The 24,627-nt window shown below is 69.9% G+C and carries 29 protein-coding genes and 1 pseudogene; 18 read left to right on the top strand and 12 right to left on the bottom strand.

All coding sequences use genetic code 11. The features are described 5' to 3' along the window. Nucleotides 1-12: 12 nt before the first annotated feature. The 3 genes from QRX50_RS15700 to QRX50_RS15690 all read right to left on the bottom strand — a co-directional run bounded on the left by QRX50_RS15700 (nt 13) and on the right by QRX50_RS15690 (nt 3,091). A complete protein-coding gene (locus QRX50_RS15700; RefSeq protein ID WP_285972673.1) occupies nt 13-888 on the bottom strand; it encodes a TIGR03620 family F420-dependent LLM class oxidoreductase in 876 nt (291 codons plus the stop codon). Further along, entirely contained in the window at nt 885-1,811 is a 927-nt protein-coding gene (locus QRX50_RS15695; RefSeq protein WP_285972672.1) for a TIGR03620 family F420-dependent LLM class oxidoreductase, read from the bottom strand. The genes QRX50_RS15700 and QRX50_RS15695 overlap by 4 nt, the downstream gene beginning before the upstream one ends. Before the next feature lie 89 nt (nt 1,812-1,900). After that, entirely contained in the window at nt 1,901-3,091 is a 1,191-nt protein-coding gene (locus QRX50_RS15690) for an NAD(P)-dependent malic enzyme (protein WP_285972671.1), read from the bottom strand. Nucleotides 3,092-3,540: 449 nt separating this feature from the next. Here QRX50_RS15690 and QRX50_RS15685 point away from each other — a divergent pair, with 449 nt between their 5' ends. The 3 genes from QRX50_RS15685 (at nt 3,541) to QRX50_RS15675 (ending at nt 5,071) form a co-directional block, all read left to right on the top strand. After that, complete coding sequence (locus QRX50_RS15685; RefSeq protein ID WP_285972670.1) at nt 3,541-4,149, top strand: dTDP-4-dehydrorhamnose 3,5-epimerase family protein; 609 nt, start codon at nt 3,541-3,543, stop codon at nt 4,147-4,149. A gap of 68 nt (nt 4,150-4,217) precedes the next feature. Further along, a complete protein-coding gene (locus QRX50_RS15680; protein WP_285972669.1) occupies nt 4,218-4,631 on the top strand; it encodes an SRPBCC family protein in 414 nt (137 codons plus the stop codon). Beyond that, complete coding sequence (locus QRX50_RS15675) at nt 4,628-5,071, top strand: MarR family winged helix-turn-helix transcriptional regulator (protein WP_285972668.1); 444 nt, start codon at nt 4,628-4,630, stop codon at nt 5,069-5,071. Before QRX50_RS15680 ends, QRX50_RS15675 begins: the two co-directional genes overlap by 4 nt. A gap of 4 nt (nt 5,072-5,075) precedes the next feature. On the opposite strand, the pseudogene QRX50_RS15670 reads toward QRX50_RS15675, so the two are convergent. Further along, nucleotides 5,076-6,559: pseudogene (locus QRX50_RS15670) on the bottom strand (GMC oxidoreductase). Nucleotides 6,560-6,657: 98 nt separating this feature from the next. Then, nucleotides 6,658-7,152, bottom strand: a complete 495-nt coding sequence (locus QRX50_RS15665; protein ID WP_285972667.1) for a hotdog fold domain-containing protein — start codon at nt 7,150-7,152, stop codon at nt 6,658-6,660. A gap of 86 nt (nt 7,153-7,238) precedes the next feature. On the opposite strand from QRX50_RS15665, the gene QRX50_RS15660 reads away from it, so the two are divergent. Together QRX50_RS15660 and QRX50_RS15655 are read left to right on the top strand one after the other, a co-directional pair. Next, the gene (locus QRX50_RS15660) at nt 7,239-7,829 is read left to right on the top strand and encodes an acid phosphatase (RefSeq protein WP_285972666.1); all 591 of its coding nucleotides are present in this window, start codon (nt 7,239-7,241) and stop codon (nt 7,827-7,829) included. A 4-nt stretch (nt 7,830-7,833) separates the two neighbouring features. Next, nucleotides 7,834-8,316: a GNAT family N-acetyltransferase gene (locus QRX50_RS15655; protein ID WP_285972665.1), complete on the top strand. Its 483-nt coding sequence runs from the start codon at nt 7,834-7,836 to the stop codon at nt 8,314-8,316. Between the two features lie 14 nt (nt 8,317-8,330). On the opposite strand, the gene QRX50_RS15650 is transcribed toward QRX50_RS15655, so the two are convergent. After that, a complete protein-coding gene (locus QRX50_RS15650) occupies nt 8,331-8,813 on the bottom strand; it encodes a hypothetical protein (RefSeq protein ID WP_285972664.1) in 483 nt (160 codons plus the stop codon). 349 nt (nt 8,814-9,162) lie between these two features. Between QRX50_RS15650 and QRX50_RS15645 the strand changes: the two genes are divergently transcribed. The 5 genes from QRX50_RS15645 to QRX50_RS15625 all read left to right on the top strand — a co-directional run bounded on the left by QRX50_RS15645 (nt 9,163) and on the right by QRX50_RS15625 (nt 13,321). Beyond that, complete coding sequence (locus QRX50_RS15645; RefSeq protein ID WP_285974473.1) at nt 9,163-10,089, top strand: diacylglycerol/lipid kinase family protein; 927 nt, start codon at nt 9,163-9,165, stop codon at nt 10,087-10,089. Nucleotides 10,090-10,364: 275 nt separating this feature from the next. Beyond that, nucleotides 10,365-10,619 (top strand): WhiB family transcriptional regulator, encoded by a 255-nt coding sequence (locus tag QRX50_RS15640; RefSeq protein WP_285972663.1) that lies wholly within the window; start codon nt 10,365-10,367, stop codon nt 10,617-10,619. Nucleotides 10,620-11,178: 559 nt separating this feature from the next. Then, a complete protein-coding gene (locus QRX50_RS15635; protein WP_285972662.1) occupies nt 11,179-11,562 on the top strand; it encodes a PadR family transcriptional regulator in 384 nt (127 codons plus the stop codon). Then, nucleotides 11,559-12,518: a permease prefix domain 1-containing protein gene (locus QRX50_RS15630; protein WP_285972661.1), complete on the top strand. Its 960-nt coding sequence runs from the start codon at nt 11,559-11,561 to the stop codon at nt 12,516-12,518. Before QRX50_RS15635 ends, QRX50_RS15630 begins: the two co-directional genes overlap by 4 nt. After that, on the top strand, nt 12,518-13,321 hold the full coding sequence (locus tag QRX50_RS15625; RefSeq protein ID WP_285972660.1) for a VC0807 family protein: 804 nt from the start codon (nt 12,518-12,520) through the stop codon (nt 13,319-13,321). The genes QRX50_RS15630 and QRX50_RS15625 overlap by 1 nt, the downstream gene beginning before the upstream one ends. Here QRX50_RS15625 and QRX50_RS15620 read toward each other — a convergent pair. Beyond that, the gene (locus tag QRX50_RS15620; protein WP_285972659.1) at nt 13,308-13,976 is read right to left on the bottom strand and encodes a MerR family transcriptional regulator; all 669 of its coding nucleotides are present in this window, start codon (nt 13,974-13,976) and stop codon (nt 13,308-13,310) included. The two genes, QRX50_RS15625 and QRX50_RS15620, sit on opposite strands and share 14 nt — an antisense overlap. A 146-nt stretch (nt 13,977-14,122) precedes the next feature. Here QRX50_RS15620 and QRX50_RS15615 point away from each other — a divergent pair, with 146 nt between their 5' ends. Beyond that, complete coding sequence (locus QRX50_RS15615) at nt 14,123-15,337, top strand: erythromycin esterase family protein (RefSeq protein WP_285972658.1); 1,215 nt, start codon at nt 14,123-14,125, stop codon at nt 15,335-15,337. Nucleotides 15,338-15,350: 13 nt separating this feature from the next. Here the strand turns inward: QRX50_RS15615 and QRX50_RS15610 are convergent, their stop codons facing one another. Further along, nucleotides 15,351-16,871 carry a sensor histidine kinase gene (locus QRX50_RS15610; RefSeq protein WP_285972657.1) on the bottom strand — a complete coding sequence of 507 codons (1,521 nt, stop codon included), beginning with the start codon at nt 16,869-16,871 and terminating at the stop codon, nt 15,351-15,353. Nucleotides 16,872-17,069: 198 nt separating this feature from the next. Here QRX50_RS15610 and QRX50_RS50300 point away from each other — a divergent pair, with 198 nt between their 5' ends. Continuing rightward, nucleotides 17,070-17,144, top strand: coding sequence for a 50S ribosomal protein bL37 (locus QRX50_RS50300; protein WP_098515123.1), 75 nt, complete (start codon nt 17,070-17,072; stop codon nt 17,142-17,144). A gap of 86 nt (nt 17,145-17,230) precedes the next feature. Here the strand turns inward: QRX50_RS50300 and rsrA are convergent, their stop codons facing one another. Both rsrA and QRX50_RS15600 read right to left on the bottom strand, forming a co-directional pair. Next, on the bottom strand, nt 17,231-17,563 hold the full coding sequence (gene rsrA / locus QRX50_RS15605; protein WP_285972656.1) for a mycothiol system anti-sigma-R factor: 333 nt from the start codon (nt 17,561-17,563) through the stop codon (nt 17,231-17,233). Next, nucleotides 17,560-18,186: a sigma-70 family RNA polymerase sigma factor gene (locus QRX50_RS15600; protein WP_220244018.1), complete on the bottom strand. Its 627-nt coding sequence runs from the start codon at nt 18,184-18,186 to the stop codon at nt 17,560-17,562. Before QRX50_RS15600 ends, rsrA begins: the two co-directional genes overlap by 4 nt. 189 nt (nt 18,187-18,375) lie before the next feature. On the opposite strand from QRX50_RS15600, the gene ybaK reads away from it, so the two are divergent. The 3 genes from ybaK (at nt 18,376) to QRX50_RS15585 (ending at nt 20,164) form a co-directional block, all read left to right on the top strand. Next, entirely contained in the window at nt 18,376-18,852 is a 477-nt protein-coding gene (gene ybaK / locus QRX50_RS15595) for a Cys-tRNA(Pro) deacylase (RefSeq protein ID WP_285972655.1), read from the top strand. A gap of 467 nt (nt 18,853-19,319) precedes the next feature. After that, nucleotides 19,320-19,739, top strand: a complete 420-nt coding sequence (locus QRX50_RS15590) for a prevent-host-death protein (RefSeq protein WP_285972654.1) — start codon at nt 19,320-19,322, stop codon at nt 19,737-19,739. A gap of 185 nt (nt 19,740-19,924) precedes the next feature. Further along, a complete protein-coding gene (locus tag QRX50_RS15585) occupies nt 19,925-20,164 on the top strand; it encodes a hypothetical protein (protein WP_285972653.1) in 240 nt (79 codons plus the stop codon). 4 nt (nt 20,165-20,168) lie between these two features. Here the strand turns inward: QRX50_RS15585 and QRX50_RS15580 are convergent, their stop codons facing one another. Together QRX50_RS15580 and QRX50_RS15575 are read right to left on the bottom strand one after the other, a co-directional pair. Further along, the gene (locus QRX50_RS15580; RefSeq protein WP_285972652.1) at nt 20,169-20,777 is read right to left on the bottom strand and encodes an alpha/beta hydrolase family protein; all 609 of its coding nucleotides are present in this window, start codon (nt 20,775-20,777) and stop codon (nt 20,169-20,171) included. Continuing rightward, nucleotides 20,777-21,526 (bottom strand): SOS response-associated peptidase, encoded by a 750-nt coding sequence (locus tag QRX50_RS15575; protein WP_285972651.1) that lies wholly within the window; start codon nt 21,524-21,526, stop codon nt 20,777-20,779. Before QRX50_RS15575 ends, QRX50_RS15580 begins: the two co-directional genes overlap by 1 nt. A gap of 113 nt (nt 21,527-21,639) precedes the next feature. On the opposite strand from QRX50_RS15575, the gene rsgA reads away from it, so the two are divergent. The 3 genes from rsgA to QRX50_RS15560 all read left to right on the top strand — a co-directional run bounded on the left by rsgA (nt 21,640) and on the right by QRX50_RS15560 (nt 24,616). Further along, on the top strand, nt 21,640-22,650 hold the full coding sequence (rsgA, locus tag QRX50_RS15570; RefSeq protein ID WP_285972650.1) for a ribosome small subunit-dependent GTPase A: 1,011 nt from the start codon (nt 21,640-21,642) through the stop codon (nt 22,648-22,650). 157 nt (nt 22,651-22,807) lie between these two features. Further along, on the top strand, nt 22,808-23,695 hold the full coding sequence (locus QRX50_RS15565) for an SCO4651 family lipoprotein (RefSeq protein ID WP_285972649.1): 888 nt from the start codon (nt 22,808-22,810) through the stop codon (nt 23,693-23,695). Nucleotides 23,696-23,845: 150 nt separating this feature from the next. Beyond that, nucleotides 23,846-24,616 (top strand): SCO4651 family lipoprotein, encoded by a 771-nt coding sequence (locus QRX50_RS15560; RefSeq protein ID WP_285972648.1) that lies wholly within the window; start codon nt 23,846-23,848, stop codon nt 24,614-24,616. Nucleotides 24,617-24,627: the final 11 nt, after the last annotated feature.

Below are 24,627 nucleotides of genomic sequence, written 5' to 3'. Positions count from 1 at the left end.
AATCGCAGTGCCTCAGAGCAGCTCCGCCGCCAGTGCCTTGTAGACACCGAAGACCTCGTCGTCGTAGACCTGCAGCTCGACGTCCGGAATAGCCGGGTGGGTGGCGTGGCGGGTGGTGATCACCTGGATGGCGACGTGGTTCGCGCCCGCCTCGGCGTGCTGGCCGAGCTGCCGGGTGATCGCGGCCGCGTCTCCGTGGGCGACGACGGCGTCGATGAGGCGGTCGCTGCCGTCGCCGGCCAGGTCCTCGTCGGTGAAGCCCAGGCGGCGCAGGTTGTTCGTGTAGTTGGTGAGTCCCAGGTACGGGTGCTTGATCCGCGGCCGCGCCGTGTCACGGGCGCGCACCGGGTCCGGATCGAGCACGACTTTGTGCTCGGGCACCAGCAGCGCGGATGGCCCGAGGGCCGCCCGGGAGAGCCGCGTGTGCGACGGCGGCACGAGGTAGGGCACCGACCCGCCCGCGCGCGAAGCCGTGAGCTCCAGCATCTTCGGCCCCAGCGCGGCGATCGCGCGGCCCTCGACCGGCACGCCGCCCGCGTCGAGCCCGTCGAGGTAGCGCTTCATCGCCGCGAGCGGTTTGGCGAACTCCTGCGTCTGCTCCGGGTGCCCCGCGCCGATCCCGAGCCAGAACCGGCCGGGGAACCGCTCGGTCAGCCGGTGGTACGCCTGCGCGGCGACCGCCGGGTCGCCGTGCCAGATGTTGAGGATGCTCGTGCCGACCGCGAGCGTCGAGGTGGCTTCGAGAAGTTCGTCGAGGCCGGCGAGGTCAGTTGATGGGCCGGCGACCCACAACGTGGAGAAGCCGAGCTGCTCGACCTCCTTCGCCATCGCCGGGGTGGTCAGCGCGGCCGGTTGCCAGACGCCGTAGGCGCCGAGGTCGATCGTCATACCCCCAGGGTGGCGACGGGGAAATGGACCGGCAAGTCCAGAATGATCAGAACAGCTCGTCCGCGAGGGCCCGGTAGACGGCGAGGATCTCGTCGTCGTAGCGCGGCAGTTCGATCCCGGGGGAAGTCGGGGTGCTCCGCGGTCGCGCCGGTGATCGCCTGGATCGCCACGTGGTTCGCGCCCGCCGCCAGGTGTTCACCGACACGGGCGGAGACGGTGGCCGCGTCGCCGTGCGCCACGAGGGCGTCGATCAGCCGGTCGCTGCCGGCCCCGGAGAGGTCCTCGTCGGTGAAGCCGAGGCGGCGCAGGCTGTTGGTGTAGTTGGTCAGCTTGAGGTACGCCGACGCGAACCGCGACCGGGCCGTCTCTCGCGCCCGCGCCGGGTTCGGGTCCAGCAGCACCTTCTGTTCGGGCGCCGGCTGGAGCGAGGGGCCGAGCGCCGCACGGGCGAGCCGCGTGTGCTCGGGCGTCACGAGGTACGGCACGGCACCGCCCGTGCGCGAAGCCGCAAGCTCCAGCATCTTCGGACCCAGCGCCGCGAGCCCACGGCCTTCCACCGGCACGCCCGCGGCGTCCAGGCCGTCGAGGTACTCCCTGATCGCCGCCAGCGGCTTGGCGAACTGCTGCGTCTGCTCCCGGTGCCCCACGCCGAGGCCGAGCCAGAACCGGCCCGGGAACCGGGTGGTGATCCGGCGGTACGCCTTCGCGGCGACGGCCGGGTCGCCGTACCAGATGTTGAGGATGTCCGTGGCCACGACAAGCGTCGACGTCGCCTCGAGCAGCTCGTCGATGCCCGCCAGGTCGACAGGCATGGCCGCCACCCACAACGTGGTGAAGCCGAGGGCTTCGATCTCCTTGGCCATGGCGGGAGTGGTCAGGGCGCCGATCTGGAAGATGCCGTACCGGCCGAGTTCGATCTTCATCCCCTCAGCGTGGCCCGCAGAAAATGGCCCGGCATGTCCAAAAATGGGGCTCCCCGCGACGGGGAGCCCCATTTTTCAGGTGTGAAAGATCAGTCGGTCACACCGTCGGCCACCGCGGCCTTGGCGACGGCCGCCGCGACCTCCGGGGCCACGCGCGGGTCGAGCGGGCTCGGCACGATGCGGTCGGGGCCGAGGTCGTCGGTCGCCACGGCGACGATGGCGTCGGCCGCGGCCAGCTTCATGTTCTCGGTGATCGCGCGCGCACCGGCGTCGAGCGCGCCGCGGAAGACGCCGGGGAACGCCAGCACGTTGTTGATCTGGTTCGGGAAGTCACTGCGGCCCGTGGCGACGATCGCCGCGTAGCGCGCCGCGTCGACCGGGTGGACCTCCGGGTCCGGATTGGACAGTGCGAACACGATCGGGCCGTCGGCCATGGAGCCGAGCAGCTCGGGGTCGATCGTCGCGCTGGACAGGCCGAGGAACACGTCGGCGCCCTTCATCGCGGCCTCGAGACCGCCGGTGAGACCGGACTTGTTGGTCGTCGCGGCCAGCTGCTGCTTGATCGGGTTCAGGCCCTCGCGTCCCGAGTGAATGATGCCGCGCGAGTCGAGCACCGTGACGTCGCCGACACCGGCTTCCTGCAGGATCTTCGCGCAGGCCACCCCCGCCGCGCCCGCACCCGAGATCACCACGCGCTGGTCGGCGATCGCGCGGTCCAGCACCAGGTTCGCCCCGCGCAGCGCCGCGAGCGTGACGATCGCGGTGCCGTGCTGGTCGTCGTGCATGACCGGGCAGTCGAGCGCGGCCTTGAGCTTGTCCTCCAGCTCGAAGCACCGCGGCGCCGAGACGTCCTCGAGGTTCACCGCGCCGAACGACGGGCGCAGGCGCACCAGCGTCTCCACGATCTCGTCGACGTCGGTGGTGTCGAGCACCAGCGGGATCGAGTCGAGGCCGCCGAACGTCTTGAACAGCACCGACTTGCCCTCCATGACGGGCAGCGACGCGCTCGCGCCGATGTCACCGAGGCCGAGCACCGCCGTGCCGTCGCTGACGACCACCACGAGACGGTCGGCCCAGGTGTACCGCTTCGCCTGGGCGGCGTCCTCGGCGATCGCGCGGCTCACCTTCGCCACGCCCGGCGTGTAGGCGATCGAGAGGTCGCGCGGGTCGGAGATGGGCCGGGTGGCCGCCACGGAGAGCTTGCCGCCCTCGTGCCCGGCGAAGATCTCGGCGTCCGTCACCGGTGCGGCGGTGGCGGCCGTGCTGGCCTGGTCGGTCATCGGGGTTCCTGTCGTCGTTTCCGGCGTTCGCCCCTCGGCGATCGCGGAACTCGCGGGGTGGATCTGCGTCACTGAATTACTCCTGGGACTGCGAGCGGGGGACCACTGGCGGCGGGCGAAGGCGCACCCGGCGCCGATGGAACTTGTCCTCCGGACGGCAGCCCAGCGCGGTAGCGCCGGCCTGTCGGCGAGGCGTCACAGCGGCCATCCGATCCGTGGGGTGTGGCTGATGGCCGCGGACGCTGCGGTCTCCCAATCATGACAGCAGCTCCTCCGGCGGCGAACCCTCGGTGCGGCTCATGTCACAGATTCCGTGGACTTCCCGAGGAAACCCCCCGAAAAACCCTATTCCCAAGACGTCCGTCCGGTTTTGTTGAATGGTTCCGAACCGATTCAGTGATCACGGCCACCCGCATTTCGCGCCGCGCGGCACTCGATAAGGTGACGGCATGCAATTCCGCCCGCTGAAGGTCGCCGACGCCTACGAGTTCACCCCCCGCGCGTTCCCCGACGAGCGCGGGCTCTTCGTGGCGCCGTTCCAGGAAGAGGCGCTCCTGAGCGCCACCGGGCACCCGATGCGCGTGGGCCAGACCAACCACAGCGTCTCCCGCCGCGGCACCATCCGCGGCGTGCACTTCGCCGACGTGCCGCCGGGCCAGGCGAAATACGTCTACTGCCCCGCCGGCTCCCTGCTCGACGTGATCGTCGACGTGCGCACGGGCTCCCCCACCTTCGGCCAGTGGGACTCCGTCCTGCTCGACGTGAAGGACTTCCGCGCCGTGTACGTGGCCGAAGGCCTGGGACACGCGTTCGTGGCACTCGAGGACAACACGGCGATGGCGTACCTGTGCTCGGAGCCCTACAACCCCTCGGGTGAGCACGGCATCAGCCCGCTCGACCCCGCACTTGACCTGCCGTGGCCCGCCGAGCTGACGCCGATCGTGTCCGAAAAGGACCGTTCCGCCCCGACGCTGGCCGAGGCCGCGGCGCAGGGGCTGCTGCCGTCGTACGCGGATTGCACGGCGTACTACGAGAAGCTGCGCTCGGCTCACCGCTGAGTTCCGGCCGACCCGTGGCCGGGGCTCAGCGGTTGCCCTTTTAATATGCGCGCATATAGTATGCCCGCATGGCACTGTACGAGTACGAGCACATGGAGACCACCACCGCGCCCGCGTCGGCCGTCTGGCCACTGTGGACAGACACGTCGCGCTGGCCCGAATGGGACGCGGGCCTGCGGGAAGTCGTGCTGGACGGCCCGTTCGAGGCGGGCACCACCGGCACCATGACGATGCCGGACCTGCCGCCGATCCCGTTCACGCTCACCGTCGTCGACGACGGCCGCGGGTTCACCGACGAGACGCGACTGCCCGACGCAACGCTCGTCTTCGAGCACTGGCTGGAAGCCGCGGAAGACGGCACGCGCATCGTCTACCGCGTGACGGTGGACGGACCGCCGGAGCTGGGCCCGGCCGTCACCGAGGACACCCCGGACGCCGTGCGCGCGCTGGCGCGGCTGGCCGAGGCATCCTTGCGGGCATGACCGCTCCGGAGTCCCGCCTGCCCGGTCCCGACGCGAGCCCCGGCTTCCTGCTGTGGCGCGCCACACTGGCCTGGCAGCGCGTGATGCGTGCCGCGCTGGCACCGCACGACCTCACGCACGTCCAGTTCGTACTGCTCACGACTACGTGGTGGCTCACACGCTCCGGCGAGCCGCCCACGCAGCGCCGGCTTGCCGAGCAGGCCGGCACGGACACGATGATGACCAGCCAGGTCGTCCGCAAGCTCGCGGACCGCGGTCTGCTGACGCGCGCCGACGACCCGGCCGACGCGCGCGCGAAGCGGGTGCAGCTCACCGGAGCCGGCTCGGCGCTCGTCGCGAAAGCGTTGCACGACGTCGAAGGCGCCGACGCGCGGTTCTTCGGCGGGCTCGGCGAGCGGACCGGCGGTTTCGTGTCCGCTCTGGCCGAGCTCGGGACGTGAGGGCTCAGGCCAGTACATCCTCCGCCAGCACCCGCTCCACGTTGCGCTCCGCCAGGGCCGTGATCGTCACGAACGGGTTCACGCCTGTACTGCCCGGGATGAGCGACCCGTCCGTCACGTACAGGTTGCGGTAGCCCTTCACGCGCCCGTAGTCGTCCGTCGCGTCGCCGAGGACGAGGCCGCCGAGGAGGTGGTAGGTGAAGCGGTTCTCGAGCGGGCGGGTGTCGCCGAAGAGGTCGTAGCGGGTAGATGGTGACGTTGGCCGCGTTGATCTTGTCGAACAGCGCCTTCGCCGCGTCGATCGACGGCCGGCCCTGCGCAGCGGTCCACTGCAGTTTCGCCGAATCCGAAGCCACATCGTAGGTGAAGTGCCCACGTTCCGGGTTCTTCGTGATCGCCAGGTACAGGCTCACCCACGTTTCGAGCCCCGCCGGCACGGGCGCGATCTCCGCGAAGACCGGGTGCACGGGTCGTTCCAGTTGTCGACCCGAGCGCGGGCAGGCCGGACTGCAGGCTGCCCGTGGTGTCCCAGATGTGGTTGGTGCGCCCGAGCATCACGTTTCCGTTGGTGCCCCAGCCCTGGCCCACGGCGTCGGGCAGGTCCGGCAGACGGCCGGTTTCCCTCGCCCGCAACAACAGTTCGTGGAACCGACACTGCCGGCGCCGAGGAAGAGGTGCTTCGTGCTCACGTGCCTGGTCGCCACGACCGCGCCGTACGGGTCGATTTCGCGTACCACCAGCGTGTACGTGCCGTCGGGCTGCCGGCTGATCTCGCGGACCTCGTGCAGCGTCTGGATCGTCACGTGGCCGGTGCCGAGCGCGGCCGCGAGGTAGGACTTGTCCAGTGAACGCTTGCCGTGGTTGTTGCCGTAAATCACTTCCGACGCGAGCGCGGAGCGTTCGACGGTGCCGGCTTCTTCCTGTTCGAGATAGGAGAAGTCGTAGACGCTGGGCACGAAAGTGGTCGTGAAACCGGCTTTCTGCGCGGCTTTCCGCGAAACGCGCGCGTATTGGTACGAGCGGCAGATCTCGAACCATTGCTCGTCCACGGAGTTCGCGCCGAGCCTGGCCCCGCGGGAAGTATTTGCCGTACATCTCGTCGGCGTCGACCCGCGGCAGGATTTCCTCGAAGTACGAACGTTTCGGTGTCACGGCCATGGCGCCGTTGACCAGCGAGCCGCCGCCGACGCCGCGGCCGAGGTACACGGACATGTCGCCGTAGTTCACGCGGTCGAGCACCCCGGCGTACGGCTTGATGTCGCGGTTGGCGATGTCGAGCCACAGGAACGACGCGAGCGGCGCCTGCGTGCGGTTCTTGAACCACATCGAGCGCTGATCGGGGTTCAGCATCTCGCAGAAAACCTTGCCGTCGGGCCCGGGATCATGCCAGAGCTGCCCCATTTCGAACATCAGCGTGGGCAGTCCGAAGGCCGCGGCGGTGTTCAGCGTGGCGAGGCCGAGGAACCGGCGGCGCGTCAGGGCTGGCATGCCTGCATGGTGTCGTCACGGTTCAAGAGCTGACGAGGTCGAAAATGAGCAGTATTCGCATCCGCCCGGTAAACGGCGTTAAGTTTCACCTGGCCGGGTCAGTTGGCGAGTGACTCCGATCGCACTTTCTTCCGCGTAACCCAGATGGTGATGGCCGCCGTGACGACGGTCATCCCGCGCGCGTCGAGGATCCGCACCGACACCGGGAGGTCGAACCCCTCGTCGCCGAACTCGGGCAGCTCCGGCAGTTCGGCCACAGCCCGCAGACCCGTGGTCGCCCTGGCGACGTACCGAACGTCCATTCCCTTGGGCAGCCAGCGGTGCGACGGCGGCACGGTCGCCTCCGCGAGCATGCCCATCGCGATCTCCGCAAGGTTGCACGCGGCGATCGCGTGAAAAGTCCCGATGTGGTTGTGGACACCCCACCACTTCGGCGCGGTGACCGAACAGGGCCCCGGACGCAGCTGCCGCACCGACGGCAGCACAGTCCCGAAGTAGGGCACGCGCAGGCACATCGCGGCGGAAAACAGCTGCTTACCGCCCGGTTTGTCCGCCAGCCGGCGCCACAGCGCGAACGTCGGGCTTGCACCCATCGAAACCTCCCCATCTACCTACTCACCAGTAGGTAAACACGGTACGCGACCTGCCCGCAAACGGAGGCAGGGCTATATTCGGCCTCGTGGCACATCGGCTCTTCCTCCTCAGGCACGGCCAGACCGAGTGGTCCGTCAACGGCAGGCACACCGGACGCACCGACATCCCGCTCACGGCGGCAGGTGAAGACCAGGCGCGCGCGGCGGGCGGCACTCTGCGCACCCTGCTCGGCGGTCCCAAGCTCGTGATCTCGAGCCCGCGCGAACGCGCTCAGCGCACGGCCGAGCTCGCCGGCCTGCGCGTGGACGAGCTCACCGAAGACCTCGGCGAGTGGGACTACGGCGCGTACGAAGGCCTGACCACGCCGAAGATCCGCGAAACGGACCCGGGCTGGACCGTGTGGACGCACGCGATCCCGGGCGGCGAAAGCGCGGCCGACGTGGCCGCGCGCGCCGACAAGGTCCTCGACCGCGCGCGGCGCGAGATCGACAACGGCGACGTGGTCCTGGTGGGCCACGGGCACTTCAGCCGCGTGCTCGTGGCACGCTGGGTGGGCCTGTCCTCCACGGCGGGTGTCCACTTCGGACTCGACCCGGCCGGCATCGCCGTGCTGGGCGACGAACGCGGCGAACCCCAGGTCGAGCACCTGAACCTGCTGCCCGCACTGGAAGGCTGACCCCTTGCCCGACCCCCGCATCCGGCGGATCCGACCCGAAGACGTCGACGCCGTGGTGGAACTGGTCTACGCCCTCGCCGAGTTCGAGCGCATGCCCGAAGAGTGCCATCTCGAGGCACCCCAGTTGCACAAAGCGTTGTTCGGTCCCGCACCGGCGCTGTTCGGCCACGTCGCGGAGGTGGACGGCCGCGTCGGCGGGTTCGCTCTGTGGTTCCTGAGCTTCTCGACGTGGCGCGGCGTGCACGGCATCTACCTGGAGGATCTGTTCGTGCGCACCGAGCTGCGTGGCTCAGGGCTGGGCAAGGCGCTGCTCGCGGCACTGGCGGCCGAGTGCGTCGAGCAGGGTTACCAGCGGCTGGAGTGGGCGGTGCTGAACTGGAACCCGGCCGTCGGGTTCTACCGGGCGCTCGGTGCGCTGCCGCAGGACGAGTGGACCACCTACCGGCTCACGGACGCGCCGCTGAAGGCGCTGGCCGCCGAAAGCTGACGCCACCGGACACGTCAATCTTGCTCGTGGCGCTCGCGTTCCTCGCGGCGCCCGGCGAGGCCACCGCGTTCGGCTGCTTCTTCCTCCGTCTCGCCGTCGCGCAGGCCCAGCGCCCACGCGCGGGCCGGGCGACGGAAGAGCAGCACGAGCGCCGCGAGGCCGCACACGCCGATCGGCACGCCCCACGCCGGCTGGCCGGACGGGCCCAGCACGTACCAGCCGACGCCCATGAGCAGCAGTGCGACCACGACCCCGGGCGAGCGCGCCCACTGCCGGCCGAGGATCAGCCCGGCCGACGCGGCCAGGAACGCGATCGCCAGCACCGCGTAGGTGCCGAACTCGGCCCAGATGTTGTTGCCCGGCTGCGAAGGTTCCTGCAGTCCGCGCACGAGGATCACGACGCCCAGCACCAGGAGCCCGAGACCGGGCAGCGCGGTGAGGATCCCGGCCAGCCGGACCTCGAACGGGGTGGGCGGCTGGTTCTCGTCGAGCGACACGGGTGCGGCCTTCCAAGCTGCTTTGCGGGAGCACAGCGACCCGACCTGCACGGGTCACGGTGGGTGAGCAGTTTCGATCGTATGCCACCCGGTCGGCCGTTTTCGCGCGGCGCCGGGCACGTGAAAATCGGGGTTGTCGTCGATGAGCGGGCGGTCGGCCCGGGTGCACTTGTCACGACGAGCGGATGTTCGCCGTACGCAAGGGAGGATCGCCCGCCACAGGGTCACCGGACGCAGTACTGGCGCTCTCCTCCGAGGCTTTCGCAGCCCCGTTCACCGTGCTGAGCTTCGCGTCACCTTGTGCCGTCGAAGGTTCTCCCGCCGGGTGAACGTCACCTACGCTGCGGAAGTGCGCGCCATCCTCGTCGTGAACCCGCAGGCCACCTCGACCACCGCCGGTGGCCGGGACGTGCTGGCGCACGCGCTGGCCAGCCAGGTGAAGCTCGACGTCGTCGAGACGGACTACCGCGGCCACGCGATGGCCGTGGCGCGCTCGGCGGCCCGCGACGGCTTCGACCTGGTCGTGGCCCACGGTGGCGACGGCACGGTCAACGAGGTCGTCAACGGTCTCCTCGCGGATTCCACCGGAAACCCCGGCGAGCTCGGGTGCGTCCCGATGCTCGGCGTGGTGCCCGGCGGCTCGGCCAACGTGTTCGCGCGCGCCCTCGGTCTTCCCGTGGATCCCGTCGAAGCGACGCACCAGCTGCTGAACGCGCTCGAGAACGACCGGCGCCGCCGCATCGGCCTCGGCCTCGCCGACGGGCACTGGTTCACCTTCAACGCCGGGCTCGGCTGGGACGCCGACGTGGTGGGCCGCGTCGCGAAACGGCGGGGCAAGGAAACGAGCGCGGCGCTCTATCTCCGTGCCTCGGTGCGCTCCTATTTCCGGCCGCCGCTGGGCCGGCCGGCCCTGACGGTGCGGATCCCGGGCGAGGAACCCGCCGAGGTCGTGACCGCGTTCGTGTCCAACACCGATCCGTGGACCTACCTGGGTGATCGCGCCGTCCACCTCAACTCGGGTTGCTCGTTCGAGACGGGATTGGGCCTGTTCGCGTTGAACGGTCTGGGGTTGCCCACCGTGTTCACGCATGTACGCCAAGCTTTGCTCACGAAGAGCGACCAGCACGGGCGTCGGCTGGTGCGCCACGACGACGTGCCGATGATCCGCATCGACGCAGCTGAACCGGTGAACTTCCAGGTCGACGGCGACCTCGTCGGGCAGCGGACGCGAGTGGAATTCCACAGCGTGCCGGATGCACTCACAGTAATCGTGTGACGGTGCGACCACTGATCGCCTGCGGCAAAGTGCATCTTGCCGCTCGTCGACGCAGAAGCTCCGCTCACCGCATCGCGCTTCCGCCGGGCGGTCCGTTTCGGACAGAAACCGCAGGTCAGAGGCGTCGCTCGGCCGGGTGAGCTGACTCACCGATCTTCGGGAAACCCTTGTCGAACGCGGTGCTTCGTGAAAGCATTCACAAGCACCCAAAAAACACGACCGCCATGACGACTGTGGCGCGGCCTTCCCGCGCCACTATGAAGGAGCTCACGAACATGGACTGGCGCCACGACGCGTCCTGCCGAGACGAGGACCCCGAGCTGTTCTTCCCGGTGGGAACCAGCGGTCCGGCTCTGCTGCAGGTCTCCGAGGCGAAGGCCGTGTGCCACCGCTGCACCGTCGCTTCCGACTGCCTGGCCTGGGCTCTGGCCAGCGGCCAGGACGCCGGCGTGTGGGGCGGCATGAGCGAGGACGAGCGACGCGCGCTCAAGCGCCGCCGTACGCACATCGGCACGCGTACCATCGCCTGAGCCTGACGGCTCAGAAGCACCACACCTGAACCGGATTTCGCAGAGGGTCTTCAGTTTCTTTTCGAAGACGCAGTGACCTCTCCGCCTGCGACTTGGGGCGATACCCATCCGGTTTAAGCGTAACAACCGAGGTGAAACCACCCGCACCCGGGTGCACTGCACCTCACCAGGACTGAACAAGTCCTCCCGCGGAACGTCGTGAGGGCCGGTACCGATTCGTTCGGTACCGGCCCTTCGGCGTGTCCGGGGTTCTTCCGGCCGCGCCCTCTTCGGCGCCGCCGGCCCGTCGCCCACCAGCCGTCCGTTGTGGACTGACTCTCGCGGCCGATCGCCCTGGCGTAGAAGATCTTTCGCGTTCGACGCTCCCCCGCCGTCGGCGTGAGCTTTCTCCGCCGCCCGCGTTTCCGCTGAGCGGTTACCCGTCGATTGAACGTTTCCCGAACGGCTCCTGAACGGGACGCGACCCAAGCCTGCGTGGCACCCCTCTCTCGCACACCCTGGCACCTCGCACAGCATTGCCGTTTGACGATACTGTGTCTCACACACTATCGTGGCAAGCGTGAAAGACACCGACTTGCTGGACGCGCATCGGCAGGAGCTGTGGCGGGGGACGGTGGTGCTGGCGAGCCTGCTGGCACTACAGAAGCCCGGGTACGGCTACGGACTGCTCGACGCCCTGGAGCGCGCGGGGGTACCCGCGCCGGCCAACACGCTGTACCCGCTGTTGCGCCGCCTGGAGGGTCAGGGGCTGCTGACCAGCGAGTGGGACACCTCGGGCACCCGGCCGCGGAAGTTCTACCGCACCAGCCGCGACGGGCTGCGGCTCGCGCGGGAGTTGCAGAAGGAGTGGCGCGCCATCGACACCGCGCTGAGCCGGCTGGACACCGAAGCGGACCCGGAGACGAACACCGAAGCAGACACCGAACTGGGGGAACAACCATGAGCACCACACTCACCGACCGATATGTGGCCGCCACCGTGCGGCACGTCTCGGGCAAGCACCGCGGCGAGATCGACCGCGAGCTGCGCGCCGCGATCGCCGACGACGTCGAGGCCCGCGTCTCACTCGGGGAAAACCCGAGCCAGGCCGAGTACGCGGCGCTGGCCGAGCTCGGCGACCCGGCGCAGCTGGCGACGCGGTACGCGGACAAGGCGACCGTGCTGATCGGGCCGGCGAACTACCCGAACTACGCCAAAGCGATGCGGCTGCTGAGCGCGACTGTGCTGCCGATCACCTACCTGGTCAACGCGATCGGGCACTGGGTGCGCGGCGAAAACGTTGCGACAGCGATCTTTTCACCACTGGGCGTGACGCTGACCGCCGCGGTGTACCTGTTCACCGGGGTCACCGTCCTTTATGTACTCGTTGATCGCTTCGGCAGCGACCGCGGCCCCGGGGAACCCGACGAGGACTGGAAACCCGACCAGCTCCCGTTCTCCGACGCCACGGCGACCACCACGTGGAGCGAGGTCGGCAGCGGGATCGTGCTCGCGGTCCTGCTGGTGGTGGCACTGTTCGTGCAACGCTCGGCCACGCTCGTGACCACGGCGTCCGGCGCCCAGGTGCCGGTGCTCGACCCCGCGCTGTGGGGGTTCTGGGTGCCGTTCTTCGTTGTCGTGCTGGTGCTTTCGCTCGCATTGGCAGTGGCGAACCTGCGCCTGGGCCGCTGGACGCTCGCGACAGCCGTCGCCGGCACCGTCCTCATCCTCGCGGTGACGGGACCGCTCGCGTACCTGTTCTTCGAAGCACGCGTGCTCAACCCCGCGCTCGGCACCGTCTTCACCTCCACCGGCAGCTGGATCGGCTGGCTCGCGCTGGTCGTCCTGGCCGCCGTCACCGTCGCCGTGCTCGCCAAGACCTGGCGCCACCGCGACCGTCAGCGAATCGAGGCTCAGTGATGACCACGCTCGCCCCTCCCGAAAAGCCCACCACTCCCCCGGAACTGCGCCGGGAACTGATCGTCAACCTCGCCATCAACCTCGTCGCCCCGGCCGCGCTCTTCTACGGCCTGCGCGCGCTCGGCGTGAACCAGTGGCTGGCGCTGCTGGCGGGGGTCGTCCCACCGGCCGTGCGCGCCGTGCAGACCGTCGTCACGAAGCGCCGAGTGGACACGCTCGCGGTGTTCACGCTGAGCATCCTGGTGCTGAGCGTCGCGACGTCGTTCCTGTCGGGCAGCCCGCGGTTCCTGCTGGCCAAGGACGGCTGGATGACCGCGGCCGCCGGGCTCTGGATGCTGGCGACGCTGCTGCGGACACCGTTCCTGTACCAGGTGCTGCGGTCGTTTCTGGGCCAGGCGGCGCGCGATCGCATGGAGCGCAACTGGCTCGGCTCGCCCACCTACCGCCACGTGCTGCGCGTGACCACCGCGAGCCTCGCGGGCATCTCGGCGGCCACGTTCGACCCGGTGTACTCGGCGAGCAAGCACGCGATCATCGGGCTCGTGCGGTCGTTGGCTCCGGCCTGTGCCGATTCGGGGATCACCCTCAACGCCGTGTGCCCGGGCTTCGTGGAGACGCGGATGATCGGCGGGCTGAAGGACTCGCTCGTGGCGAACGGCTTGGCCGTGGCTTCTCCGGCGGAAATCGCGTCCGCGGTCGCGACGATCGCCGCGGGCGAGGGCACCGGGGAGGCGTGGATGCTGCAGGCCGGGCGGGCGCCGGAACGCGTCGAGTTCCCAGTGGTCGAGCTCAGCCAGGTGTGACCGGATCGCGCAAGGTGAGGTAGGCGTCGAGCTGGGCGGCGCCGGCGAGCAGGGCGCGGCTGCGGGCGGTGAGCCGGTGTTGCCACGCGTCGAGAAAGGCGCTCAACGCGTCGGCCCCGCCCGCTTCGCGCAAAGACTCGAGGAACTGCGCGACCTGACGCAGCAGGTAACCGCCGCGGCGCAACTGCCGAGCGATCTCGGCGTCGCGGACGCAGTCGGGTCCGTATTCGCGGTAGCCGGTGGCCCGGTCTCGTTCGGGCCGCAGGATTCCCTCGGTTTCCCAGGCGCGCAGCGTCGCCGGGTGCACGTCGAGGCGGCGGGCGAGCTCGCCGACGGTCAGCGGCGCGCCTTGCAAGGGTGCCGGCGCCGTGGAAAGGCTGCTCAGGGCCGACGCGACCTCGGTGCGGGTGTCTCGTTCGGACAGCACGGCGACGTGCGCGGCATCGATGAGCCGGTAGGCGGATTCGGTGTCGCCGCGGTGGACCGAGCGCATGATCTCCACCGCCGGCTGGTGCCCGTGGCCCGCGCGCAACGCGAGGAAGGCACGCAGGGCCTGCGCGTGGAGCGGTGTGTAGCGGCGGTAGCCGGTGTCGCTGCGTTCGGTCGGCGGGAGCACCCCGGCGTCGTCGTAGTTGCGGACGGCTTGGGCGGACAACCCGTGCTCCCGAGCGAGGTCGATGGGGCGCAGGGTGCACCTCCGTTTGAGGCTTTTGGTCTTGATTACCAGGTGAACCGCGGCGAAGTTTCACCCGATTCTTCAACGATACGGTCGAGGACAGGTTTCTCTGGAAGGGGTTTTCCATGTCCACCACCACCGCCCTGCGGGGGATCGGCCGCGAAATCGGCGACGCGGCGAGCCTGGGCCGCGCCGTCGACGAGCTGCTCGCCGGGGCCGAGCCCGCGCTGCTCGCCCTCGGCGAGCCGACCCACGGGATCCGGGCGTTTCCCTTGTTGCGCAACGAACTTCTCGCCCACCTCGTCGAGCGGGGCTACCGGTCGATCTCGCTGGAGATCGACGCCTTCGCCGCGTCCGTGGTCGACGACTACGTGACTGGTGGCGCCGGAGACCCCGACGAAGTGCTGAAAACCGGCTTCAGCCACTGGTTCGGTCATGTGCCGGGCAACCGGGAGCTCGTCGAGTGGCTGCGCGAGCACAACGCCGGCCGCGCGCCCCAGGACCAGGTGCGGTTCCACGGCTTCGACGCACCGACGGAGACCACCTCCGCGCCGAGCCCACGGCGCGCGCTGACCGCCGTGATCGACTACCTGCCCCCGGCGTTGCGGCCGGCCTCGAGCCACGACCTCGACGCGTTGCTCGGCGAAGACGACGACTGGACGAACGAGCAGGCCATGTACGACGCGGCCGCGTCCATCGGCGGCTCCGACCGCGCCCGCGCGTTGCGGATCGTCGCCGACGACCTCGCGAGCGCCCTGCACCGCGCGGCACCCGTGCTGCAGCCCGCCGACCCGGCCGGATACCGCCTCGCCGCCGCGTACGCACGCACCGCCGTGGGTCTGCTCCGCTACCACGCGGCGATGGCCTTCGCCGCGCCCGATCGGTTCGGGACCCTGCTCAGCCTGCGCGCCGAGATGATGGCCGACAACCTGCTCGCGATGGTCGACGAAGAACGTCACCGCGGACCGAGCCTGGTGTTCGCGCACAACGTGCACCTGCAGCGGGTGCCGTCCACCATGCAGATGGGCCCGGAGGACGCGACGTGGGGCAGCGCAGGCGCGCTCGTCGCGTTGACGCTGGGCGAGCGCTACGTCTTCGTCGCCACCGACGCGAACCCGCAGGCCGAACCCGGCACGCTCCAGGGCGAGCTGGCCGCGGCGACCACGCGTCGCGCCTTCTTCCCGGCACCGGCCCTGCGTGCGGCGCTACCCGCGTCGACCGGTACGGGTGAGCCGATCCTGCCCGGCCACCTCCCGCTGAGCCCCGCCCAGGTCGACGGCGCCGACGCGGTGATCTTCGTGGCCGACACCGACGGGCAGCGCGTCGAGTACTGGCGTTAGAGCCGACGGGACTCTAGAGCCGACGGGACAACGGGATGCGCAGCGCGGCCTCGGTGCCCGGCACACGCGCGCCGGTGGCGTCCGTGCGCACCTTGCGCAGCGACAGGGACCCGCGCAGTTCCGACTCCACCAGCGTGCGCACGATCTGGAGGCCCAGACCGTCGCTGCGTTCCAGGGAGAAGCCCGAGGGCAGGCCGCGGCCGTTGTCGCGGATGAGGACGTCGAGCCAGCGCGCGGAGCGCTCCACGATGATCTCGACCTTGCCCGGGCGGCCCTGCGGGAACGCGTGCTCGATGGCGTTCTGCACGAGCTCCGTCAGCACCATCACCAGTGGCGTCGCGATCTCGGCGATGACGATGCCGAACGAGCCCTTGCGCGTGAGCCCCACCTGAGACTCCGCGGTGGCGACCTCGCCGACCATCGGCAGGACGTTGTCGAGCAGCTTGTCGAGGTCCACGCGCTCGTCGACGGAGATCGACAGGGCCTCGTGGACCATCGCGATCGACGAGACCCGCCGCACGGACTCGCCGAGCGCGAGGCGGGCCTCTTCGCTCGTGGTGCGGCGCGACTGCAGCCGCAGCAGCGCGGCGACGGTCTGCAAGTTGTTCTTCACGCGGTGGTGGATCTCGCGGATCGTCGCGTCCTTGGACAGCAGGGCGCGGTCGCGGCGCTTGACCTCCGTCACGTCGCGAACCAGCACCAGCGCGCCGGCCGCCTGGCCGGACGGGCGCAGCGGCAGCGCGCGGAACAGCACCACGGCGCCGCGCCGCGAATCGGCCTCCGTGCGGGTGGAGGGCTTGCCGTCGAGGGCCTCGATGATGCGGTGGGAGACCTCGGTGGCGTCGAACGGGTCGCGGATCAGCGAACGCGTCAACGGCGCCAGCCGCTGCCCCACCAGATCGGACTCGTGGCCCATGCGGTGGTAGGCGGACAGGCCGTTGGGGCTGGCGAACACGACGGTGCCGCTCGGGTCGAGCCGGATGAGACCGTCGCCGACGCGGGGGCTGGTGTGGGTGTCGGCCTGGTTGCCGCCGGGGGGCGGGAAGGTGCCGTCGACGATCATCTGGCACAGGTCGCCGGCGCTGCCCAGGTACGCGATCTCCAGCGGGCTCGGCACGCGCGGCGCGGCCAGGTTCGTCTCGCGGCTCAGCACGGCGATCACCTCGCCGCCGAAGCTCACGGGCACGGCTTCGCGGCGCATCGGCAGGTCGCGGTACCAGTGCGGGTCTTCCTCGCGGCCGATCTTCCGCTCGCGCACGGCCTTCGCCAGCTCCGGGTGCTCGGCGACGGTGAACCGCGTGCCGACGACGTCCTCGGGGTGCGCGGTGGGCGCGGTGGTGGGGCGGGCGTGCGCGACACACACGAAATCGCCGCCCTCGGGCTGCAGGTCCTTCGCGACGGGGACCCAGAGCAGGAAATCGGCGAATGACAGGTCGGCCAGCAGCTGCCATTCCGCGACGACGGTTTGCAGGTGGTCGGCCGCCTCACCCGGAAGCCCGGTGTTCTCGGCGAGCAGGTCGGAAAGCGTGGACACGAGCTACTCGACGACCACGAGTGCGTGGTGCGCGGTTCCTCCGGTCATCCGCCCATCAAACCAGAGCGGACGCCGATCAGCACGGGCGCCGCAGGTGAGCCGGGGCACGCATGACACACTGGAGCGGTTGACCCGAGCCCGGCAGGTGCTCCGGCACCCCGCACCCGGGCCATCCGGTGTGAATACGAGGAGTGAAGCATGTCGAAGCGCGCCCGCAAGCGTCGCGACCGCAAGAAGAACGGCGCGAACCACGGCAAGAAGCCCAACGCCTGATTCCGGCGTCCGGACGCGACACGGCCCCCGCACCAGCTGGTACGGGGGCCGTCGTCGTCGAAAATCCCGAAAAGCGTGACCTCGGGTTACTCGCCGGAGCGCTGCTCGACGGTGATCTCGGTGCGCTCGACCGTCACGCCGCCGCGGGTGGCCACGGTCTGGCGGATCGAGGCGCGCAGCCGCGTCTTCAGTTCCGCCGGAGCGAGGTCGCCGCCGCACTTGCGGTGCAGGAGCTCCTTGATCTGCTCGTCGATGCCGTACTCCTCGAGACACGGCGGGCAGTCGTCGATGTGGCGGCGCAGCTCGGCGTCGCGCAGGGGACTGCACTCCTTGTCGAGGAGCAGGTAGATCTCCGAAAGCGCCTCTTCGCAGCGGACCTTGTCCTTGGCTTCGTCGCTCGAGGCCCCACCCGTGCTCATCGCTTTGCCACCTCCTCGCGGTCACCGCGGATGAAGCCGCGCTCGCGCGCGACGTCGGCCAGCAGGTCGCGCAGCTGGGCGCGACCGCGGTGCAGACGGGACATCACGGTGCCGATGGGCGTGTCCATGATCTCGGCGATCTCCTTGTACGCGAAGCCCTCGACATCCGCCAGGTAAACGGCCAGCCGGAACTCCTCGGGCAGCTTCTGCAGCGCCTGCTTCACGTCGGCGTCGGGGAGGTTGTCCATGGCCTCGACCTCGGCCGAACGCAGCCCGCTGGAGGTGTGACTCTCCGCCTTGGCGATCTGCCAGTCGGTGATCTCCTCGGTGGGCTGCTGCACCGGCTGCCGCTGACGCTTGCGGTAGCCGTTGATGTAGGTGTTGGTGAGGATGCGGTACATCCACGCCTTGAGGTTCGTGCCGGCCTTGAAGGAGGCGAACGCCGCGTACGCCTTGAGGTAGGTCTCCTGGACCAGGTCCTCTGCGTCGGAGGGGTTCCGCGTCATCCGCATCGCGGCCGAGTACAGCTGATCGAGCAGGGGCATCGCGTCGCGCTCGAAGCGCTCCGCCAGCTCCAACTCGTCGGCCGCCGTCTCCGGCGCGGTGTTCGGGGTGCTCGGCAAACCGTTCCCTTCCCGTTCGGCGTCGATGCGCTTCTGCGCATACGGCAACGCCGAGTTTACGCGGGGGCTCGGTAGGCCCCGCTCGGTGCTGCGCCTACGAGGGCGGGCAGTGGTAAGCGTCGTGGTCACGTCTCTTTCAACAGCACGTGGCGGGCGTCCATTCCCGCCACCTTCGTAGACTCCGATCCCATGGCGGGCAAGGGAACACCGGCGACGGCGCTGCTCACAAAACACAAGGTGGCGCACACGCTCCACTCATACGATCACGACCCGCGCGCCGACTCGTACGGCCTGGAGGCGGTCGAAGCCCTGGGCCTGGAGGCGGCGCGCGTCTTCAAGACGCTGGTGGCGGACGTCGACGGCAAACTGACGGTCGGCGTGGTGCCGGTCACGGGATCCCTCGACCTGAAGGCGCTGGCCGCCGCGGCCGGTGGCAAGAAGGCACGGATGGCGGATCCGGCGGCTGCCCAGCGGGCGACCGGGTACGTGCTCGGGGGGATTTCGCCGCTGGGACACCGCAGCCACCTGCCGGTGGTGGTCGACGCGTCGGCTTCGGCGTTCGCGACGGTCTACTGCTCGGCCGGCCGGCGGGGGCTCGAGGTGGAGCTGGCGCCTGGCGATCTGGTGCGGCTGACGGGGGCTGTGGTGGCTTCGATCGCCGGTTGACGGCTTTCTCCAGGCCACTTCACTGGTTGTGCCGGCCTTCCCCACCGCCGGACAAACCCCCACCGCCGGACAACCCCACCGCCGGACAAACCCCCACCCTCCCGGGGGCGTCCCTCGTTCCATTCTACCGGCCCCCTCCGACAAAACCGGTGGTAAGCCGCCACGAGGGCCTAGTTGTCCACAGCTGAGGGAAGCCTGTGGACAACTGGTCGCCAAAACGCGGCCGCAGTCCTGGCGCCCGCCCGATGCACCACCAAAGGCGGCGCGAGCCCGACGCATCACAAAGCCACCAGAGCCACAGAGCCACCAGAGCCACTCGAGCCACTCGAGCCTTCAAAACCGCCGCGAGTACCTCAGGTACCTCATGTACTTGACGTACCTGAGGTACGTCCGACACACTTGCCCCATGGGCGAGCCGTGGCTGACGCGCGCCGTCGATTCGCTACGCGGCTTGGGAGGGAGCGGAAGTGAGCGCCTCGGTCCACTACGAAAGCTCGAGTGAAGCCCGCAAGAACCTGAAGAGCCTCTTCGACGCCGCCGGCCAGGGTCGCGTGGCCACGATGCGCCGAGACAACGACACGGTGGCGGTCGTGGATGTGGAGCGCCTGCGGCACTTCCTGGCGTCCGTGGTCCCTTCGCGCGCCGAGGTGGTGTCCGAGGCCGGCGGGTGGTCGGTGTTCATCCCCGGGCTTCCGGTGGCGGCCGATGCCGAGACGTTCGACGACGCCGTCGCCGGCATGGTGGAGGCGCTGCGGGAGTACTCGGACGATTGGCAGGATCACCTGCGCGACGCGCCGAACCACCGGGACAACTGGGGTCTGGTCCAGCTGATCGAGCTCAGCAGCGACGCGGACCTGCAGGCTTGGCTGGTGAACAGCGGCCGATGACCTGGCCGGCACCGACCCGGGCGGATCACGACGCGTTCTGCCGAGCCGAGGGATGGCAACTGGTCAGAGACGCGCGGGGGCGCGCTGTCACCCATCACGTGACGTATGAGCTGCACCTTCCCGACGGACGAATTCTGCGGACGAGGATTTCCCGCCCGCCGAACCGATCGACCTACGGACCGCAGATGTGGCGGGCGATCCTGCGTGACCAGCTCTGTGTGCCGGAAGCCGACTTCTGGGCCTGCGTGCAGGACGACGTGGTCCCGCAACGGTCCATCGCGCGTCCGGTGGCCGAGGTCGGCGTGCCGGCACAGGTCGTGCACACGTTGATCCACCAGGTCGGAATCCCCGACGCCGAGGTCGCCGCGATGAGCCGTGAGGAAGCGATCGCACGCGTCAACAAATTCTGGACCGAAGGCGCCTGACCACTCAGAGGTGTGGCCTCAACACCCGCCCCAACCACTCCGCCGCCGCACGCGAAACAGCGTCCAGATCAGCCGACAAAGTGTGGTCGCCCGAGACCATCACCACCTCGTGGTGCGGCCCCGCCGCGGGGCGGCCGAACGGATCGCGCTCGCCCTGCACCACCAGGGTCGGCACTTCCACCGCGTCCAGTTCCGCCTGCCGCGTCTTCTCCGGCCGGCCCGGCGGGTGCTCGGGGAACGCCAGGCACAACACCGCCACGGCCTGACCGGCCGAAGCCGTCCGGCAGGCGACCCGCGCACCCGAAGAACGGCCACCGAAGACCAACGGCAGGTCGTCGAAGTGCGCCGACAACTCGTCCGCCACGGCCAGCCAAGCCGCGTCCAGTTGCTTCGCCGGGGCAGGAGCCCGGCGCCCCGCCACGCGGTACGGCTGTTCCACCAGCGCCACGTGCACCCCGGCCGCCTTCGCGGCTTGCGCGACCGCGACCAGGTCCTTGGCCCCGATTCCGCCACCGGCGCCGTGGCCCAGCAGCAGTGCCGCGGCGCCGTCTTTGGCGCAGTGGAGCTCGGCGCGGGCGGGGCCGTGCGGGGTGTCGATCTCGAGGGTGGTCATCAGAACAGCGCGTCCGAGTCCACCGAGGGTTCGGTGCGCGTGAGCAGCTGGGGGCCGTTGTTGCGGACGTTGTTGACCAGCGTCGAAATCGGGCGCAGCTCGAGCGACTCGACGAAGTCCGGCGGCGTCGGCACGAGGAGACCGTCCACGGAGGACTGGTCCGGGTCGAGCCAGCCGTCCCAGTGCTCGCGCGGGACGATCAGCGGCATGCGGTCGTGGATGCCGCGCAGCTGGCCCTCGGCGTCGGTCGTGATGATCGAGAAGGTGATCAGCGGTTCCGAGTCCGACGAGCCGTCCTTCGGGCGCCAGCTCTCCCAGATCCCGCCGAACGCGAGCGACGAGCCGGAAGGATCCGTCATGTAGAACGGTTCCTTCTCCTTGCCCGTGCGGCGCCATTCGAACCAGCCGTCGGCCGGCACCAGGCAGCGGCGCGACTTCAGCGCGCGTTTGAAGGCCGGCTTTTCAGCCGCCGTCTCGGCGCGCGTGTTGATCATTCGCGAGCCGACGGAGGGGTCTTTCGCCCAGAACGGCACGAGGCCCCACTTCATGATCCGCAGCGACCGCTCGGCGGGCTCGTCCTCGAGCACCTGCCCGTCGGCGTCGCGGGGGTGGCGCTGGACCACGGTCACGACGTTCTTGGTCGGCGCGACGTTGTAGTCCTCGCGCGCGGCACCCTCGGTCAGATCGACCGCGGCGAACTCGTCGATCAGCTTCGCGGGGTCCTTCGTCGCCGCGTAACGGCCGCACATGCCAGCCTCCTCGCACCTCTCAAGACGCCATCGTTACACGCAGGCCGGGCCGGGCGCGACCGGCATGGGATCATTTCGACCAGGCAGGACGGACCGGGAGGACGGTGGGCGGTTTGGCGCGAGGCGACTGGAGCAAGCTGGACGAATCCGACGTGCGGGTTCGCCCCGGCAAGGGCACCAGGCCCCGGACCAAACGCCGGCCCGAGCACGCCGACGCCGTGACCGCCATGGTGATCGGCAAGGACCGCGGTCGCTGGACGTGCGCCATCGACGCCGATCCGCTCCGTGTGGTCACGGCCATGCGCGCCCGCGAGATGGGACGCGTCTCCGTGGTCGTCGGCGACATGGTCGCCGTGGTCGGCGACGTTTCGGGCCTGCCGGACACCCTCGCCCGCATCGTTCGCGTCGACGAGCGCACCAGCGTGCTGCGCCGCACCGCCGACGACACCGACCCGTACGAGCGCGTGGTGGTCGCCAACGCAGCCCAGCTGCTGATCGTCACGTCGCTCGCCGATCCCCCGCCGCGGACCGGGTTCATCGACCGCTGCCTGGTCGCCTGCTACGCGGGCGGGCTCGAGCCCGTCCTGTGCCTCACGAAAGCCGACCTGGCCAGCCCCGACGAGCTGCTCGCGGGCTACGCGGGCCTCGACGTGCCGGCCGTCGTCACGCGCCACGACGAGAAGCCCGAAGGCCTGGCCGAACGCCTGGAAGGCCGCGTCACGGCGCTCGTCGGGCACTCCGGCGTCGGCAAGTCCACGCTGGTCAACCGCCTGGTGCCCGACGCGGCGCTGGCCACGGGCGTCGTCAGCTCCGTCGGCAAGGGGCGCCACACGTCCGTAGCGGCCATCGCGCTGCCGCTGCCCCTGGCGGGCGGCGGCTGGGTGATCGACACGCCGGGCGTGCGGTCGTTCGGGCTGGCGCACGTGACGGCCGACGACATCGTGAACGCCTTCGAGGAGTTCGCCGAGGCCGCCGAGGAGTGCCCCACGAACTGCGGCCACCTCGGCCCGCCGGAGGACCCGGACTGCGCGCTCGACGCCGTCGTCACCGAAGGCCGCGCGAGCGCCGAGCGGCTGGCGTCGCTGCGGCGGCTGCTGGTTTCCCGAGCGGGTGGCGCGGAGTAGGCGGGAACCGGCGACGGTCACCGCGCGTCCCATGATTACTCCGCAGGTGGACGGCACATCGGGTGATTGGTCACCCAAATTGTGACCTGAAGGGCGTAACCGCTGCCCCGATCCAGCGATACTGCGGGTGGAGTAATGACCTTCATAGGGGGATTGCATGCGCAAAACCACTTTCGTCGTCGCAGCGGGTGCCGCGCTGGCGCTCGTTCTGACGGGCTGTGGTTCGAAGGCTGAGAACGGCACCGCGGCGCCGGCGGGCGACAAGGCCGCCTCGGGGATCGCCGCGCCGTTCGCGAACGTGCTCGAGTTGGCGAGCGCGTCCAAGCAGGGCACCGCGAAGTCGAAGTCGTCGAAGATGTCGATGACCATGTCGATCGGCGGCAAGAACATGACGGCCGAGGGCCTCATGTCCTACGACCCGGCCAACTTGAAGATGTCGATGACGATGACCACCGACGGTCAGCAGAGCGAGATCCGCCTCATCGACAAGACGATGTACATGAAGCTCCCGGCCTCCGAGGCCGCGCAGATGGGCACCGACAAGCCGTGGGTGAAGATCTCGCCGGACTCCGACGACCCGATCTCGAAGGCCCTCTCCGGCAGCATGTCGCAGGCTTCCGAGCAGAGTGACCCGACGAAGATCCTCGACCAGATCAGCCAGGCCGGCCGGATCGTCAGCTCCGACCAGACCACGCTGGACGGCCAGCCGGTGAACCACTACAAGGTCGAGATCGACGTCGCCAAGGGCATCGACAAGATGCTGGACAGCGTCCCGGCCGAGTCCCGAGACCAGGCCAAGCAACTGCTCGAGGGCAAGAACATCAAGATGCCAGCCGAGATCTGGCTCAACAAGGACCAGCTTCCGCTCCAGATCACCATGGACGAGGGCGAACTGATGAAGGCGTTGGGCGCGCCGGCCTCGGCCGCGGGCTCCGGCAAGATCCTCGTCAAGTACAGCGACTGGGGCACCCCGGTCGACGTCACCGCTCCGCCGGCCGACCAGGTCACGGACATGAGCGAGATCGCGAAGCACATGGGCGGCTGACCGCTCGCTGCTTCGTCCGAAGGGCGCCTCGACAACCGTCGGGGCGCCCTTCGCGTTACTACGGGTAGTGCCGCTTCCCCCGAACGGGTTCTCGGGTGCGCCTGTGCTTTTGTAGGGTCTCTTTCCGCCGGTCAGGACGGGGTTTTCCGGATGCGCAGGACGGCCGTGGCGTGCGCCGCGCTGCTCGTGATCGGCGGGTGTTCGGCTTCACCCGAGCGGTTCTCCGACGCGCGCGCCCTGGCCGACGCGGCCGTCGCGGCGACGAACGCCGGCCACTCCGCGAAGTTCACCACCGACGTCGCCGCGGGCGCCCTCGTGTCCCACGGCCAGGGCGAGGCCGTGTTCGGCCCCGGCGGAACGTCACTGCAGATGACCACGGACTACGTCGGCGAGCCCCTGGAGCTGCGCCTGGTCGCGCAGACGCTGTACGCGAAGGTCCCCCCGAGCGCCCTCGATCAGGTAACGGGCCGCAAACCCTGGGTGAAGGTCTCGCCCGACGGCAGCGACCCGTTCTCCCAGGTCCTCGGCGGCAGCCTCGCGCAGCTGGCCGAACAGAACGACCCCGCGCGCACGCTCGAACAGGTCCGCACCGCCGGCACCCTCACCGCCGGCGACGCGACCACCCTCGACGGCACCGACGCCGCCCACTACCGCGTCGACGTGGACTTTGCCCACCTCGGCGCCGAGCTGCCCGCGGGCCTCCCCGCCGACGCACAGCCCGGTGACACGAAGGTCCCCCTCGACCTGTGGCTCGACGACGACAACCGGCCCCTGCAACTGGTCCTCGACCTGTCCCCCGTCCTACGCGGCGCCGGCGGCCAGGGCAGCGCCCGCATCACGGCGCGCTACTCGGCGTGGGGCTCACCGGTGACCATCACAGCCCCGGCGCCCGACCAAGTCGGCACACTCGTCGGCGGCTGACGCGGGCGGAG

The sequence above is a fragment of the Amycolatopsis sp. 2-15 genome (assembly GCF_030285625.1).
GTDB lineage: Bacteria > Actinomycetota > Actinomycetes > Mycobacteriales > Pseudonocardiaceae > Amycolatopsis > Amycolatopsis carbonis.
The sequence above is the reverse complement of the archived record's forward strand: the minus strand, read 5'-3'. Positions and strand labels throughout refer to the sequence as shown.

Bases quoted from the DNA above. Each gene is read 5' to 3' on its own strand.
- QRX50_RS15560 (WP_285972648.1), top strand. From the start codon at position 23,846: ATGCGCAGGACGGCCGTGGCGTGCGCCGCGCTGCTCGTGATCGGCGGG.
- ybaK (WP_285972655.1), top strand. From the start codon at position 18,376: ATGGCGGGCAAGGGAACACCGGCGACGGCGCTGCTCACAAAACACAAG.
- QRX50_RS15565 (WP_285972649.1), top strand. From the start codon at position 22,808: ATGCGCAAAACCACTTTCGTCGTCGCAGCGGGTGCCGCGCTGGCGCTC.
- QRX50_RS15675 (WP_285972668.1), top strand. From the start codon at position 4,628: ATGACCGCTCCGGAGTCCCGCCTGCCCGGTCCCGACGCGAGCCCCGGC.
- QRX50_RS15630 (WP_285972661.1), top strand. From the start codon at position 11,559: ATGAGCACCACACTCACCGACCGATATGTGGCCGCCACCGTGCGGCAC.
- QRX50_RS15700 (WP_285972673.1), bottom strand. From the start codon at position 888: ATGACGATCGACCTCGGCGCCTACGGCGTCTGGCAACCGGCCGCGCTG.
- QRX50_RS15580 (WP_285972652.1), bottom strand. From the start codon at position 20,777: ATGACCACCCTCGAGATCGACACCCCGCACGGCCCCGCCCGCGCCGAG.
- QRX50_RS15640 (WP_285972663.1), top strand. From the start codon at position 10,365: ATGGACTGGCGCCACGACGCGTCCTGCCGAGACGAGGACCCCGAGCTG.
- QRX50_RS15625 (WP_285972660.1), top strand. From the start codon at position 12,518: ATGACCACGCTCGCCCCTCCCGAAAAGCCCACCACTCCCCCGGAACTG.
- QRX50_RS15665 (WP_285972667.1), bottom strand. From the start codon at position 7,152: ATGGGTGCAAGCCCGACGTTCGCGCTGTGGCGCCGGCTGGCGGACAAA.
- QRX50_RS15690 (WP_285972671.1), bottom strand. From the start codon at position 3,091: ATGACCGACCAGGCCAGCACGGCCGCCACCGCCGCACCGGTGACGGAC.
- rsrA (WP_285972656.1), bottom strand. From the start codon at position 17,563: ATGAGCACGGGTGGGGCCTCGAGCGACGAAGCCAAGGACAAGGTCCGC.
- QRX50_RS15615 (WP_285972658.1), top strand. From the start codon at position 14,123: ATGTCCACCACCACCGCCCTGCGGGGGATCGGCCGCGAAATCGGCGAC.
- QRX50_RS15685 (WP_285972670.1), top strand. From the start codon at position 3,541: ATGCAATTCCGCCCGCTGAAGGTCGCCGACGCCTACGAGTTCACCCCC.
- QRX50_RS15585 (WP_285972653.1), top strand. From the start codon at position 19,925: ATGTGGCGGGCGATCCTGCGTGACCAGCTCTGTGTGCCGGAAGCCGAC.
- QRX50_RS15680 (WP_285972669.1), top strand. From the start codon at position 4,218: ATGGCACTGTACGAGTACGAGCACATGGAGACCACCACCGCGCCCGCG.
- QRX50_RS15695 (WP_285972672.1), bottom strand. From the start codon at position 1,811: ATGAAGATCGAACTCGGCCGGTACGGCATCTTCCAGATCGGCGCCCTG.
- QRX50_RS15575 (WP_285972651.1), bottom strand. From the start codon at position 21,526: ATGTGCGGCCGTTACGCGGCGACGAAGGACCCCGCGAAGCTGATCGAC.